The sequence below is a fragment of the Flavobacterium noncentrifugens genome (assembly GCF_900100375.1).
Taxonomy (GTDB): Bacteria; Bacteroidota; Bacteroidia; order Flavobacteriales; family Flavobacteriaceae; genus Flavobacterium; species Flavobacterium noncentrifugens.
On the sequence record NZ_FNEZ01000002.1, the window covers coordinates 513,592 to 528,416 of the forward strand.

The 14,825-nt window shown below is 40.5% G+C and carries 13 protein-coding genes; 7 read left to right on the forward strand and 6 right to left on the reverse strand.

Translation table 11 applies throughout. From position 1 onward, the window contains the following. Positions 1 to 63: 63 nt before the first annotated feature. Positions 64 to 2,166, reverse strand: a complete 2,103-nt coding sequence (recG, locus tag BLS32_RS06990) for an ATP-dependent DNA helicase RecG (RefSeq protein ID WP_091393307.1) — start codon at positions 2,164 to 2,166, stop codon at positions 64 to 66. 200 nt (positions 2,167 to 2,366) lie between these two features. On the opposite strand from recG, the gene BLS32_RS06995 reads away from it, so the two are divergent. Together BLS32_RS06995 and BLS32_RS07000 are read left to right on the forward strand one after the other, a co-directional pair. Continuing rightward, the gene (locus tag BLS32_RS06995) at positions 2,367 to 4,463 is read left to right on the forward strand and encodes a M1 family metallopeptidase (protein ID WP_091394653.1); all 2,097 of its coding nucleotides are present in this window, start codon (positions 2,367 to 2,369) and stop codon (positions 4,461 to 4,463) included. Positions 4,464 to 4,478: 15 nt separating this feature from the next. After that, positions 4,479 to 5,384 (forward strand): patatin-like phospholipase family protein, encoded by a 906-nt coding sequence (locus BLS32_RS07000; protein ID WP_091394656.1) that lies wholly within the window; start codon positions 4,479 to 4,481, stop codon positions 5,382 to 5,384. A 39-nt stretch (positions 5,385 to 5,423) separates the two neighbouring features. On the opposite strand, the gene BLS32_RS07005 is transcribed toward BLS32_RS07000, so the two are convergent. Then, the gene (locus BLS32_RS07005; RefSeq protein ID WP_091393311.1) at positions 5,424 to 5,945 is read right to left on the reverse strand and encodes a DUF7935 family protein; all 522 of its coding nucleotides are present in this window, start codon (positions 5,943 to 5,945) and stop codon (positions 5,424 to 5,426) included. Positions 5,946 to 6,071: 126 nt separating this feature from the next. On the opposite strand from BLS32_RS07005, the gene BLS32_RS07010 reads away from it, so the two are divergent. The 3 genes from BLS32_RS07010 (at position 6,072) to BLS32_RS07020 (ending at position 10,413) form a co-directional block, all read left to right on the forward strand. Then, positions 6,072 to 7,280, forward strand: coding sequence for a carboxypeptidase-like regulatory domain-containing protein (locus tag BLS32_RS07010; protein WP_139171704.1), 1,209 nt, complete (start codon positions 6,072 to 6,074; stop codon positions 7,278 to 7,280). 84 nt (positions 7,281 to 7,364) lie between these two features. After that, positions 7,365 to 9,698: an ATP-dependent helicase gene (locus tag BLS32_RS07015; RefSeq protein ID WP_091393317.1), complete on the forward strand. Its 2,334-nt coding sequence runs from the start codon at positions 7,365 to 7,367 to the stop codon at positions 9,696 to 9,698. Between the two features lie 91 nt (positions 9,699 to 9,789). Next, positions 9,790 to 10,413, forward strand: coding sequence for an L-threonylcarbamoyladenylate synthase (locus BLS32_RS07020; RefSeq protein ID WP_091393320.1), 624 nt, complete (start codon positions 9,790 to 9,792; stop codon positions 10,411 to 10,413). A 77-nt stretch (positions 10,414 to 10,490) separates the two neighbouring features. Here BLS32_RS07020 and BLS32_RS07025 read toward each other — a convergent pair whose 3' ends face one another. The 3 genes from BLS32_RS07025 to BLS32_RS07035 form a co-directional block, all read right to left on the reverse strand. Then, on the reverse strand, positions 10,491 to 11,327 hold the full coding sequence (locus tag BLS32_RS07025; RefSeq protein ID WP_091393322.1) for an OmpA/MotB family protein: 837 nt from the start codon (positions 11,325 to 11,327) through the stop codon (positions 10,491 to 10,493). Positions 11,328 to 11,402: 75 nt separating this feature from the next. Beyond that, positions 11,403 to 12,395 carry a glycosyltransferase family 2 protein gene (locus tag BLS32_RS07030; RefSeq protein ID WP_091393325.1) on the reverse strand — a complete coding sequence of 331 codons (993 nt, stop codon included), beginning with the start codon at positions 12,393 to 12,395 and terminating at the stop codon, positions 11,403 to 11,405. Beyond that, positions 12,392 to 12,847 carry a type I restriction enzyme HsdR N-terminal domain-containing protein gene (locus BLS32_RS07035; RefSeq protein WP_091393328.1) on the reverse strand — a complete coding sequence of 152 codons (456 nt, stop codon included), beginning with the start codon at positions 12,845 to 12,847 and terminating at the stop codon, positions 12,392 to 12,394. The genes BLS32_RS07030 and BLS32_RS07035 overlap by 4 nt, the downstream gene beginning before the upstream one ends. Positions 12,848 to 12,985: 138 nt before the next feature. On the opposite strand from BLS32_RS07035, the gene BLS32_RS07040 reads away from it, so the two are divergent. Together BLS32_RS07040 and BLS32_RS07045 are read left to right on the forward strand one after the other, a co-directional pair. Further along, positions 12,986 to 13,702, forward strand: coding sequence for a hypothetical protein (locus BLS32_RS07040; RefSeq protein ID WP_091393332.1), 717 nt, complete (start codon positions 12,986 to 12,988; stop codon positions 13,700 to 13,702). A gap of 16 nt (positions 13,703 to 13,718) precedes the next feature. Then, on the forward strand, positions 13,719 to 14,441 hold the full coding sequence (locus BLS32_RS07045; RefSeq protein ID WP_091393335.1) for a hypothetical protein: 723 nt from the start codon (positions 13,719 to 13,721) through the stop codon (positions 14,439 to 14,441). A gap of 61 nt (positions 14,442 to 14,502) precedes the next feature. Here the strand turns inward: BLS32_RS07045 and BLS32_RS07050 are convergent, their stop codons facing one another. Then, positions 14,503 to 14,697 carry a hypothetical protein gene (locus BLS32_RS07050; protein WP_091393338.1) on the reverse strand — a complete coding sequence of 65 codons (195 nt, stop codon included), beginning with the start codon at positions 14,695 to 14,697 and terminating at the stop codon, positions 14,503 to 14,505. Between the last annotated feature and the right edge of the window lie 128 nt (positions 14,698 to 14,825).

Sequence of the window (14,825 nt, forward strand, 5' to 3'; positions counted from 1 at the left end):
TCTAACCGTTAAAAGTTGAAATTTTTTTGCTGTTAATTTTTATTTAACAACATAACCGAAAATTTAACTAATGTAATTCCAGATGTTTTTCTTTTTGGTCATTTCAATGAATACATTTCGCATCGCCTGATGTTCTGGTTTGATCATTTGCGCATCGTCTTTGAGTAGGCGAACGGCGTAATTTCTGGCCAATAATAAAATGTCTTTATCGCGGACGATATCGGCAATTTGAAGATTCAGGACACCGCTTTGTTGCGTTCCCATGATGTCGCCCGGACCGCGTAATTTTAGGTCGACTTCGGCAATTTCGAATCCGTCATTGGTGCGCACCATTGTTTCCATCCGGATTTTGCTGTCGGCAGATAATTTCTGGGAAGTCATTAATATGCAATAACTCTGTTCGGCGCCTCGGCCCACGCGCCCGCGCAATTGATGCAGCTGTGACAATCCGAAACGTTCGGCGCTTTCGATGATCATGACGCTGGCATTCGGAATATTCACGCCGACTTCAATCACAGTTGTTGCGACCATAATGTTGGTTTTGCCTTGAGAAAATCGTTTCATTTCGGCATCTTTATCGGCAGGTTTCATTTTTCCGTGAACGATGGAAATTGCATATTTCGGCAACGGAAAATCGCGCGAAAGGCTTTCGTATCCATCCATCAGATCTTTATAATCCATTTTTTCAGATTCCTGGATCAATGGATAAACGATATAAATCTGGCGGCCTTTTGCAATTTCGTCTGCGATGAATTTCCATACTTTCAAACGGTTGCTGTCGAACCGGTGCACAGTTTGGATCGGTTTTCTGCCGGGCGGCAATTCGTCAATGACAGAAATATCAAGATCGCCGTACAAACTCATTGCCAAAGTTCTTGGAATTGGTGTTGCGGTCATGACCAAAACGTGCGGCGGAATGTCGTTTTTCTTCCACAATTTCGAGCGTTGTTCTACACCAAAACGGTGTTGCTCGTCAATGATCGCAAGACCTAAATTTTGAAATTGCACTTTGTCTTCAAGCAACGCATGTGTGCCAATTAAAATGTCGAGTGAGCCATTTTCAAGCGCTTCGTGAATGATTTTCCTTTCGGCGGTTTTTACCGATCCGGTCAGGATTTTTATCGTAATGTTGAGGTCTTTTGCGAGTTCGGTCAGGCCGATGAAATGCTGGTTTGCGAGGATTTCCGTTGGCGCCATTAAACAACTTTGAAAGCCATTGTCTTTCGCCAAAAGCATGCTCATTAATGCGACGATTGTTTTTCCCGAACCGACATCGCCTTGCAACATGCGGTTCATTTGCGCCGGATTTCCCATATCGTTCCGAATTTCTTTCAACACTCTTTTTTGTGCATTCGTCAAATCAAAAGGCAAATGATGGTTGTAAAAGTTCGTGAAATTTTCTCCAACTTTATCAAAAACATGGCCTTTGATTTTGTGTTTGTGAACGAGGTTTTTGGTAATCAATTGCAATTGGATGAAAAACAATTCCTCGAATTTTAACCGGAATTGCGCTTTCGCCAAAATGTCGCTGCTTTTCGGGAAATGGATGTTGAACAACGCCGCGTTTTTCGGAATCAATTTTAATTCTTCGATCAAATATTGTGGCAAAGTTTCGACGAACAATGCCTGTGTTTCCATAAACAATTGCTGCATCATTTTATTGATGACACGGTTTGAAACGCCGCGCTGCGTAAGTTTTTCGGTTGATGGATAAACGGGCTGCATGGCTGATCTCAGGCTTTGCTCGTGTTCGGTGAGCGGTTCCAATTCGGGATGCGCCATATTGAAAATGCCGCCGAAAGATGTTGTTTTTCCGAAAATGACATACGGCAAGTTGAGCTTTAAATTCTCGCGGATCCATTTTTGTCCCTGAAACCAAACGAGTTCCATCTGGCCCGTGTCATCCGCGAAAGTGGCCACCAGACGCTTGCCATTTTTCTGCTCGACGGTTTTGATATTGATGATTTTTCCAACGACCTGCACTTCGGTATTGCTGTTCTGCAATTCGTTGATCTTGTAGTAACGCGTGCGGTCAATGTAGCGGCTTGGATAGAAATTGATTAAATCCTGGTATTTGAAAATCCCGAGTTCCTTGCGCAGCAATTCGCCGCGGGCAGGGCCAACGCCTTTGAGGTATTCGATCGGTGTTTGCAGGAGGTTATTCATTGAAATTAGCGAATGGGCAAATTAGACAATCAGCCAATTAGACAGTTATACTAAGGAGCGAAGATAGTTTTTAATTGGGAAATGGACAATCAGGATTTAACACTCATTATCCTTTGTCAATTATCCAATATCAATTTTCCTTAAACATTATTATTTTTCTGACGAATTCAATAACTTTGGAATATTCAAAAAAACTTTGCATGAAATTCCCAAGTCTGTTGTTATTGTTTTTTTTTCAGATGGCTTTTTGCCAACAATCGGAACAAGTCGATTTTAAAACTATTTCTGCCTCAATAGCCATCAATCCGGTAAAGCGGAATGTTGTCGGAAAAGGCACTTATACGTTTGAAGTCAAGGACAAAAAGATCGATACGATCCGCATCGACGCACAAAAGATGGAATTCACAAATGTCAAGATCAACAACAGCAACGTTAAATTCAAGAACAGCAACAAACAACTGCTTTTATTTAACGGATTTCGAAAAGGCGAGAATAAATTGACGTTCGAATACGAAGCGTTTCCAACCCAAACCATGTATTTTGTAAATTGGGATTTTACCAAAGAAGATACAAAACCCGAAAATATCAACGGACAAATCTGGACACAAGGCCAAGGGAAAAACACCAGCCATTGGCTTCCGAGTTTTGACGATGTAAATGAGAAAACCGTTTTCAATCTCGACATTACGTTTGAGAAAAGTTTCGAAGTCATTTCAAATGGGACATTGCTCAAAAAAATCCCAAACGCAGAAGAAATTACCTGGCAATACCGCATGCAAAAACCCATGAGCAGTTATCTGGCAATGGTTGCGATCGGGCATTTTCAAAAACGTACTGAGAAGTCGCTTTCGGGAATTCCGCTTGACGAATATTATGAAAAAGGCGATGATGATAAAGTCGAACCAACGTATCGTTACAGCGTGGCTATTTTCGATTTTTTAGTACGCGAAATCGGTGTGCAATATCCATGGGAAATTTACAAGCAAATTCCGGTGCATGACTTTTTGTATGCCGGAATGGAAAATACTTCGGCCACGGTTTTCTCGCGTGATTTCGTTGTAGACAGCGTAGGTTACAACGACCGAAGTTATGTGAATGTCAACGCGCATGAGTTGGCACACCAGTGGTTTGGCGATCTGGTGACTGCAAAATCGGGTAAAGACCATTGGCTCCAGGAAGGTTTTGCGACGTATTATGCGCTGTTGGCTGAACGCGAAATTTTCGGGGAGGATTATTTTTACAATAAATTATACAATACTTCGCGCCAGCTTGAAGATGCGGCAAAAACCGATACGATTCCGGTGCTGAATCCAAAGGCGAGTTCGCTTACGTTTTACCAGAAAGGCGCGTGGGCGTTGCATGCCATTCGTGAAAGCGTAGGAAAAGAAAAATTCAACCTGGCGGTTAAAAATTATCTGGAGAAATACGCTTATGCGAATGTGACTACGGATGATTTTTTGAATGAAATCAGAGCCGTTTCTGATTTTGATATTGTAAAATTTAAGAAAACCTGGCTCGAATCGGCTGGGTTTCCAACAGCAGAAGCCACTGTTTTATTACAGAAAAACGAGTTAATGAAACAATATATCAAACTGCGTGACCAACCGTTATTCCTGACAAAAGACAAAGCCGAAATCATCAGGATGATGCAAAGCGACGTGTATTATCCGGTAAAAGAATTGCTCGTGTATCAATCGGCATCGCATCCGATGGAACTTAAAAAGGACGTTCTGCTCGCAGCTTTAAAAACGAATGACCTGCAGGTTCGGCAGGCAGTTGCGACTTCTTTAAAAGAAATTCCAGAAAATTTCCGCGCCGATTATGAAACGCTTTTAAATGACAGATCTTATGAAACGCAGGAAATTGCGCTTTTTAATTTGTGGAACCAATTTCCGGCAGAACAAAATCGATACCTTACCATTTCAAAAGACTGGGAAGGTTTTCAGGACAAAAATCTGAGGTTGCTGCATTTGTCTTTGGCGTTTATCACGCTAAAGGAACAACCCGCAAAAGCGAAAATCTATCAGGAATTGCTTTCATACACCGGAACGAATTACGATTCGACTTTGCAGCAAAATGCTTTGCAAAAACTGCTAAACCTTGAGATTTACACCGAAGATGTATTGCGCAGTCTGACATACGGACTTGGAAGCCACCGTTGGCAGTTCGTCAAATTTTCAAAAGACAACATCAGGAAATTGCTGAAAGATAAAAAATACCGCGAGATTTTCATTAAAATACGCACCGATCTTCCGATTCGCGAGAAAACCCAATTGCAACGACTGCTTGAAGAATAAATGTATGAGAAAAATATGAGAGCGCTGGTGATTTCCGGCGGCGGCAGCAAGGGCGCATTTGCCGGCGGGGTGGCGCAATACCTGATTCAGGAGAACAAGCACGAATATGATTTGCTGCTTGGGACTTCGACCGGGAGCTTGCTGATTCCGCATCTGGCGTTGGGAAATGTCGAGAAAATTTACGGCATTTATACGAGCGTCGACATGGATAAAATCTTCAATGTCAATCCGTTTGTCATCAAAAATAAAAACGGAATTGAAACGGTTTCGATCAATCATTACAATGTGATCCGGCAGTTTTTGAAGAAAAAACGTACTTTCGGTGAAAGCCAAAGACTTAGAAAATACATTCGCGATAATTTTTCGTTGTCGGAATTTAACCAGCTTAAATCTTCGAAATGCAACATTGTAGTGACGGTAACAAATTTGTCTAAAAATGAAGTCGAATACAAATGCATCCGCGATTTTGAGTATGATGAATTTTGCGACTGGATCTGGATCTCGTGCAACTACATTCCGTTTATGAGTTTGGTCGAAAAGAATGGCAGCGAATATGGCGACGGCGGATTTTCGAGCCTCGTGCCAATTCGTGAAGCCATCCAGCGCGGTGCCACAGAAATTGATGTGGTGATTTTGGAAACGGAAGTGCAAACCGCGCCACGTGTCATCGGGAAAAATCCGTTTTCACTGATGGTCGATCTGTTTGCGACGCTTTTAGACCAGGTCGAAAAACACGACATTACCATTGGCAAACTTGCGGCAAACAATAAGAATGTAAAACTTAATATGTATTATACTCCGGTGCAGCTTACGAACAATGCATTGATCTTTAATAAAACCCAGATGAAACAATGGTGGCATCAGGGTTATGAATATGCACAGAATAAAAGTGAGATTATGAGTGAGGTAAAGGAGCCTTAATTTGTAAAATAAAAAAAGCCTCCAATCCGGAGGCTTTTTTTAAATCAATTCCCTCACTTCATTCCTGATATACGAAAGAGCCGCGCTACTCGGTGTATTCTTATCAAGCAAAGTGCTTAAAATCAGTTCGCGAAGTTTATCGGCATCGGCAACTTCAGGGTTTGAGGCTGCTTTGCGGAGCATTTGTATGGTAGAATTTTTTGCAGTTTGAATAATCGCCCAGCATTCATCCGAAATGTAAATCTGCTGCGTTAAATTGTGTTCGAATTCCTGTTCGACCTGAGCGATCACAAAATTTGAATAGTCATTTTTATCAGTTGAAACCGGCGTAATCCTGATCAGCAATTTCGACGGATCGATGCGTTCCATAAACAAAGTCATGCGCTCATAAGCCTGTAATTTCAGCGGAAGCGAACCTTTTTGGTTTTGGCGCATCAGTAAAAAATGGCGTTTTTTGTCTTCGTTCTGAACAAACATCTGAAAGAAATAATAAGCGACGCCGCCAGTAATTAAAGCCGGTAACGTATAAAATAAGAGTTCGATGATTTTATTGGTATCCATGTTTTTTGATTTTGAAAGCAAAAATAGAATTTAGTTGAGTTGTTCCAACAAAAAGAATTTGTTTTGGTAACTTTTTTTGAAAACTATCGTCAGGTTGGCTATATTCGGGAAATAAAATCCATACCGATGAAAAAAATCTGCCTGCTCTTTGTTTTTTTAAGTTTTGCCGCACCTGCCCAAACCGTTACTGTTAGAGGTTTTTTGAAAGATGCCACAACCAATCAACCTGTAATCAGCGCTTCGGTTGGTGTCAAAAATTCGGCGATCGGGACCATTTCAAATGAAGAAGGAAATTTTCAATTGTCTTTGCCGGAAAATGCTGAGGTTGTGATTTCTTTTCTCGGATATAAACCTATCGCAATTCCGGCAGCTGATTTTGGATTGGATGTCAAAACAATCGCACTTCAAATCGATGAGCAAATCTTAGAAGAAGTCGTGATTTCGAAAATCCCGATCGAAAAAATGCTCGAAAACCTCATTGTAACTTCGATGGCGCGTTTTAATAAGCCTATTATCCTAAATACTTATTACCGTGAATTTGTAAAGATCAACGGCAAATATTCTAAATTTTCGGATGGTTTGCTCGATTACCACATCAGCGGATCTGTCAAAAGAAATAAATCCGATCTGATTGTAAAACAAAGCCGGACCGCGCAACTGTTCACCAATGACGAATTGAAAGAAGATGAAATGATCGATTTTGATTCTTTCGTGAATGTGCAGCATGGCGTGACTTACAATTATGATTTTACTTTTATAAAGAAAATATTGCTTGACGGAGACCGCTATGAAAATTATGACCTCGAACTCAAGTCTAAAAAAAGCAAAGATGGAAAGGAATTGTTCGCAATTAATTTTGAACCAAAAACCGATTCTGGCGCAATTTACAAAGGGTCAATTGTTTTCGATCCAGAAGCCAAACTGATTTTTGATATCGATATTGACCTTATTTCCGAAAATCTCAAATTTAAGGAGCGCAATATTCTTGTAGCACGCGTCACTTTTATGGGAAATACTATTAAAGCGGGCTATAAATTGGTCGGAAATAATTATATTTTGTCATACAGCAGCCGTTTTAACAAGCTTCGGATTACCATGAAGAAACGCAAATATGATAAAACGATCGAATCCAAAAGCGATATTATTGTAACCGATCTGCACGTTGACGACCTGACTTACAATAAAAAAGAAATCTACAAGGAAAAAGATTTATACGCCAGAGGAAATAAATATACCGATAAATTCTGGCTCGAAAACAATTCACTGGTTTTAACAACTGGGGAACAACAAATCATCAACGAGCTTGAAAAAGCCGCTACTGCCGGATCAAAATAAAGTTGATATAAAAGCCAATCATTAACAATTGGTGCACAATTATTTTCAACTTGAAATGCTTATTTTTGTCCTTTCAAAAATACTATGCAAAAATATATAGACCAGCTTAATGAAGCCCAGCGCGAACCGGTGTTGCAGAAAGACGGGCCAATGATCATTATTGCCGGTGCTGGTTCCGGAAAAACACGCGTATTAACCATTCGCATCGCTTATCTGATGGCGCAGGGCGTAGATGCTTTTAACATCCTGGCTTTGACGTTCACAAACAAAGCGGCAAAGGAAATGAAAAAACGGATTTCCGACATTGTCGGGAGCAGCGAAGCCAAAAACCTCTGGATGGGAACATTTCACTCGGTTTTTGCACGGATTTTACGCTCGGAGGCGGATAAATTAGGATATCCATCAAACTTTACCATTTACGATACACAGGATTCCGTGCGGCTCATTTCAGCGATCATCAAAGAAATGCAGCTCGACCGCGACGTATACAAACCGAAACAGGTCTTGGGCCGGATTTCATCTTATAAAAACAGTTTAATTACTGTAAAAGCCTATTTCAACAACCCCGAACTGCAGGAAGCCGACGCCATGTCAAAAAAACCGCGTCTGGGTGAAATTTACCAAAATTACGTCGAGCGTTGTTTCAAAGCCGGAGCCATGGATTTTGACGATTTGCTGTTGAAAACCAATGAATTGCTGAATCGTTTTCCCGATGTTCTGGCAAAATACCAGGATCGTTTCAGATATATTTTAGTCGATGAGTACCAGGATACAAACCACTCGCAATACCTAATTGTTCGCGCTTTATCCGACCGTTTTCAGAATATCTGTGTCGTTGGCGACGATGCACAGAGTATTTACGCTTTCCGCGGCGCGAATATCAACAACATTTTAAATTTCCAGAAAGATTACGACAATGTAAAAACCTTCCGCCTGGAGCAGAATTACCGTTCGACCAAAAATATCGTAGAAGCAGCCAATACGATCATTGACAAGAACAAAACCAAACTCGATAAAATCGTATGGACAGCAAATGATTTCGGCCCGAAAATTAAAGTGCACCGCAGCATGACTGATGCCGAAGAAGGCCGTTTTGTTGCCAGTACGATCTGGGACGAAAAGATGAACAAGCAAATGATTAACGGGCAGTTTGCCATTTTGTACAGAACGAATGCACAGTCGCGTGCAATGGAAGATGCGCTTCGCAAACGCGACATTCCGTATCGGATTTACGGCGGCTTGTCATTCTACCAAAGAAAAGAAATTAAAGATGTTTTGTGTTATTTAAGGTTGGTGATCAATCCGAAAGACGAAGAAGCACTAATCCGCGTGATCAATTATCCGGCGCGTGGCATCGGCGATACGACTGTTGAAAAACTGACCGTTGCCGCGAACCATTACAAGCGTTCGATCTTTGAAGTCATGCAGAATATCGACAAGATCGACCTCAAACTCAATGGCCCAACGAAACAGCGTTTGCAGGATTTCGTCACGATGATCCAGAGTTTTCAGGTCATCAATGAAAATCAGGATGCGTTTATTATGGCCGATCATGTCGCTAAAAAAACAGGATTGGTTCAGGAACTTAAAAAAGATGCAACGCCCGAAGGCATTCAGCGCATCGAAAATATCGAAGAATTGCTAAACGGGATCAAGGATTTTACCGAAGGCCAAAAAGAAGTCGACGGCGCGCGCGGTGCTTTGTCTGAATTTCTCGAAGATGTCGCACTTGCAACCGATTTGGATAAAGATACCGGCGACGACGACCGTGTGGCGTTGATGACGATCCACCTTGCAAAAGGACTTGAATTTCCATACGTTTTTATCGTTGGTATGGAAGAAGATTTATTTCCGAGTGCAATGAGTATGAGTACGAGAAGCGAACTCGAAGAAGAGCGCCGTTTGTTTTACGTCGCCTTAACGCGCGCCGAACATCAGGCCTATCTAACGTATGCACAATCGCGCTACCGCTGGGGGAAATTAACCGACAGCGAGCCTTCGCGTTTCATCAACGAGATTGACAGCCAGTACATCGAATATTTATCAGGTGAAGAAACCAATTACCGTTACAAGCCGATGATCGATGCCGATATTTTTGGCGATGTCGATAAATCGAAATTACGCTTGTCAAAACCTGTTGGAGGTGCACCACCAAAATATGTAACCGACAACGAGCCGAAGTCGAACCTAAGCGTCAGAAAGCTTAAACCGATGGGCAACGCGCCGGCAGCTGCAGGAGCGAATTTATTTGACGGAAACTTGACTGCCGGAAGCACTGTCATGCACGAGCGTTTCGGAAAAGGGCAGATCGTAAGCCTTGAAGGCGTCGGCGCAGACCGAAAAGCCGAGATTAAATTTGAAGTGGGCGGCATTAAAAAATTGTTGTTGCGGTTTGCCAAATTAGACATCATTAATTAATGGACATTAGAGAATAGATAATTATCTTAAGAAATCCGTAACTTACATTGTTCATTGTTCATTGTCAATTATCCATTATCAATTAAAAAACATGGCCGAATTCATCAAAATATACGAAGACAAACCATCAGAAGCTGCACTTGCAAAAGTGGTAAAAGTGCTTCGCGACGGCGGGCTTGTCATTTATCCGACCGATACCGTTTATGGTTTGGGCTGCGACATTACGAATACCAAAGCATTGGAACGGATTGCAAAAATCAAAGGAATAAAGCTTGAAAAAGCAAATTTTTCGTTTGTTTGTTCCGATTTGAGCAACCTTTCAGATTATGTGAAACAAATTGACACGTCGACTTTTAAATTGCTCAAACGTGCTTTGCCGGGCGCTTACACTTTTATTTTGCCTGGAAATAATAATCTTCCGAAAGAATTTAAAAAGAAAACGACGGTCGGAATCCGGGTTCCCGATAACAATATCGCGCTTTGCCTGGTAAAAATGCTCGGCAATCCGATCGTATCGACATCGATTTATGATGAAGATGCCGTTTTGGAATATTCTACCGATCCGGAATTGATTTTCGAGAAATGGCAAAACCTTGTGGATGTTGTCATTGATGGCGGATACGGCGACAACCAACCGTCAACGATCATCGATCTTTCAGGCCATGAGCCGGTTTTGATCCGTGAAGGAAAAGGTGATATTTCGATTATTGATTAATCCGAATCAAAAATAAGAACAATAAAAAATCCCGATCAGAATTTCCGATCGGGATTTTTTTATCATTGCTGAAACGATTATTTCGCACTCAGGTTTTTCATTTCTTTTTCGATCATGTCGTAAAACTGGTCGATTTTAGGAAGGACTACAATTCGCGTTCTTCTGTTGATTGCACGGTTTTCAGAGGTGTTGTTGTCAACTAACGGCACATATTCGCTGCGTCCGGCTGCAATTAATTGTTTTGGCTGTACGCCCAATTCGGTTAAAACGCGAACAATTGATGTTGAACGTTTGACACTTAAATCCCAGTTGTCAAGCAACACGCCGTTAGATTTGTACGGAACGTTATCGGTGTGTCCTTCAACCATGCATTCGAAATCGGGTTTGCTGTTTACCACTTTTGCAACTTTAGCCAAAACTTCTTTAGCACGGTCGCTTACAACGTAACTTCCGCTTTTGAAAAGCAACTTATCAGCAATGGAGATGAAAACGACTCCTTTTTCAACATTCACCTGAATGTCAGGATCGGTAATTCCAACTTCTTTTTTCAGGCTCGAAACCAATGCAAAAGTGACACTGTCTTTTTTGGTCAAAGCATCTTGCAAACGGTTGATTTTAACATCTTTTTCTTTCATTGACTCCAATGCTTTTTCGATGTTTTGCGCGCCTTTTGTAGACAAAGTCGTCATATTTCCCATATTGTTGATCAGGTCAGAATTGTTCTTTTTGAGGTATTCAATCTGAGCTGCCAAGGTTTCTTTATCTGAAAGGCAAGAATTTAATTTTACGGTTGCTGAATTCAGCAAATCCTGTATTTCCTTATTTTTTGATTCGCATTCGGCGAGTTTCTTTTTCGTTCCGCACGAAGCCGATAACATGGCGACAGCCGAAAGTGCTAAAATGAATTTTTTCATAAATCTAATATTTTGGTTGAATACAAATTTAACATTTATAAGTTTTAACGACTGTGTAGAAGCCTTAAACTATTGTTAAAATAAGTCTGTAAACTTATTTTTTCGTTGAATAAAATGACTGTAAACAATACTTTTAATGGTAAAATAATCATTTTTCTGCAGACTGTCACGCTTCTTAAAGTTGGCAAATAGCAAAATGTAAAATAACAAATGTGCTTTGGCAATGGCAGCAAAGTGCGAAACCTTTCCTTTAAATAAAAATTGGAAAGCAGCGACTCCATCAAGGATCATTCTTGTAAAAAGCACTGGAAATAATCGCTTTTTCGGAAGATTTTTAACGAGCATCAACAATGAATTCCGGAAATTTAAAAAAGTTTTTTGCGGATTTCCCTGCTGTAAAGTCGCACCGCCAACATGATAAACTTTCGAAGCCGAAATATATTTTATTTGATGTCCTTTATTGAATGCACGCCAGCACAAATCGATCTCTTCCTGATGTGCAAAAAAATCGGCATCAAAGCCATTTAAATTTTTAAAAACGCTGCTGCGGATGAAAAAGCAGGCGCCAGAAGCCCAGAATATTTCGCGATTGTCATCGTATTGCCCGAGATCTTTTTCAAGCGTGTCAAAAATGCGCCCACGGCAAAACGGATAACCATATTTGTCTATAAAACCTCCGGCAGCTCCGGCGTATTCAAAATATGCTTTGTTTTTATAATCGAGGATTTTCGGTTGGATGATTGCTGTTTCTGGTTCGTTTTTGAAGGTTTCGATGATCGGCTGCAGCCAGTTTTGCGTCACTTCAATATCTGAATTGACCAAAGCAAAAACTTCGGCATCGACAAATTTCAACGCTTCATTGTAACCTTGGGCAAAGCCGAAATTGGCTTTATTTTCAATGATTTTTACTGATGGGAATTTAGATTTTATAAGGGAAATAGAATCATCTGTCGAAGCATTATCGGCTACATAAATATCCGCTTCAGCCGAAAATTCAACAACTGAATGCAGGAATTTTTGCAGCAGCGCCGCGCCATTCCAGTTTAATATGACAACGGCAATTTTCATTTGACTGGTATTTGATAATCTGGCAAGTCGCGCAGGAACTGGTATTTTTCGTTTTGGTAATCCATCTGGCAGAAAAAATGGTTCAATCCGTTGGTCACCATCAAAAATTCAGATTGCATCGTCATGTTGTAACGCGCGATTTGGTCGAAAACCATCTGTGAGATCTTGATTTGCGGTGCTTTGCATTCGACCAGGATGAAAATCGAACCATCATTGTTGAAAACCACGACATCATATCTTTTGGTCAAACCGTTGATTGTCAGCAATTTCTCGACATTAATCAGTGATTTCGGATATTTTTTTTCCTGCATCAAAAACTGCACGACATGCTGGCGAACCCATTCTTCGGGCGTCAAAACCACAAATTTCTTCCTAATTTCATCAAATACCGAAATCCGTTCATCGGAATTTCGAAACCGGAAATCATAACCGCTAAAATTCAGTTTCTGCATACGCAAAGAAACAAAATTTGTTTAAGAATGCCGTAAAATATGTTGTCTGTCTATTTAAACCGGCGTTGGTCTATTGGCGGTTTTTTAGCGTTTGTGATTGCAACACATTTGCAGCATAAAACTTAAACACTCAAAATCATGAAAACAAATTTAAAAAAAATGCTGTTGCTTTTAATGGTCACTTCACTTGCAGTTTCCTGCTCTGATGATGACAGCTCGCCAACACCAATACCGGAAGCTTTGCCGACATTTGCGAATAAAATTACGATAGATACGCAGGACGATTCCTATGACGAAGTGTACAATATCATTTATGACTCTGAAAAACGCATTGGAAAAATTGTTTCTACAGGAAAATTAAACCGGGTTTATACCATGACTTACAATACGAAAAACCAGGTTTCAGCCATCGCGATTACAGGTGACGATGCAAAAACAGTCACGGCAACTTACAATTCAGATGGAAAATTAACCTCATTTACAAATAATGGCAGTGCAACGATTGTTACCTACAATTCGGCAACACAAATGTATGAAGGCGCTGCAAATCCGTTTTCACTAAATGCCGCTGGCGATATAGATGTTCTCGGGCCTTCATTTATTGGTTATGACAATTCTAAACAAGGCGCTTTTACAAGTACGAATATCAATTATTATGTGTTGTCAATCATTGCAGATGCGACTTTGATTTACATTATGCCAACCAAGCCGATTAACACAATTTCGGTTACGGGTCAAAATGTGGATATTGAAAATACGTATACGGAGGACGGCCATATCAAGCTTTTTGATGTTTCAGACAATAACAATCCGTTAAAAAGTTTCACGATTTCATACGAATATCAAACACTTTAATTTCGATAATTTACTGATGAAAACTTTTAAAACTATTTCAAGAATACTCACAATCATCACCTTTTCATTGTTGGTTTTTTCCTGCTCAGATGATGATAGCGAAGCTCCTGCGGTACCAGTTGCGACAGTTCCGTTTGTTACAAAAATTACGATGACAGGAACAGATGTTTCGGCGAACAGGGTTTATACATTAGAATATGACAGCAACAAAAGGGTAAGCCAGATGGTTTGTACCGGAGACATTTCAAAAGCGTATTTGTTTACTTACAACGAGCAGGGAAAAATGATCGGCCTTGTCACTACAGGAACTGATGCCGCTACATTTTCAATGACTTATGACAGTACGGGGAAATTAACGGGCATTTCTAAAAACGGAACGCCAGGTCCGGTTACTTATGACAGTGGAACACAGATTTACACTTACGGAGACAATAAATTCTCATTCAACAGTGCAAACGACATCAATCTTTACAATGGCATTTTCTTTACGTATGATGACTCAAAATCAGGCGCCTTCGCAAACGTAAATGCGCATTATCAGGCATTTATGGCTGTAGCCGATCCACTTTTTATGTATGTATGTTCAAAAAAACCGGTTTCCGGGTTAAATTACACAGGATTGGATTATACATTGACCAATACTTATGATGATGCAGGTTACGCCAAAACTTTCAAATTAAGGGACAACAACAATGCGGCCGCTTTTTTTGACGTGACATACGATTACACCAATAAATAGTTAGTAGATTTTAATTTTAGAATGAGTTAGGATTGCCTGCATCATACCGATGCAGGTTTTTTTATGCTTCGTCTTTAGTCGCTTTGATCAATCCGATTCCAGATATAAAAAAGATCAATCCCAAAATTCCGTAAATCGCTATCGCTTTAAGATCGCGGTTTGCGCCGCCGGTATTTGAAAAAACATAAGCAGTGTAAATCAGCCCGATGATTCCGAGCACAGTCAGCAATGCGCCAAAGATTCTTTTGATGTTCATGACAGTTGGTTTTAGGCTGTAAAATTCTGCTTTTGCAAGCTTCTTAGCATTACAGCATTTCTGTTTTAGGTTGCAACATTCAGATTGCCGCATTTCAATTGCCCATACCCACAATTCATTTATTTAAT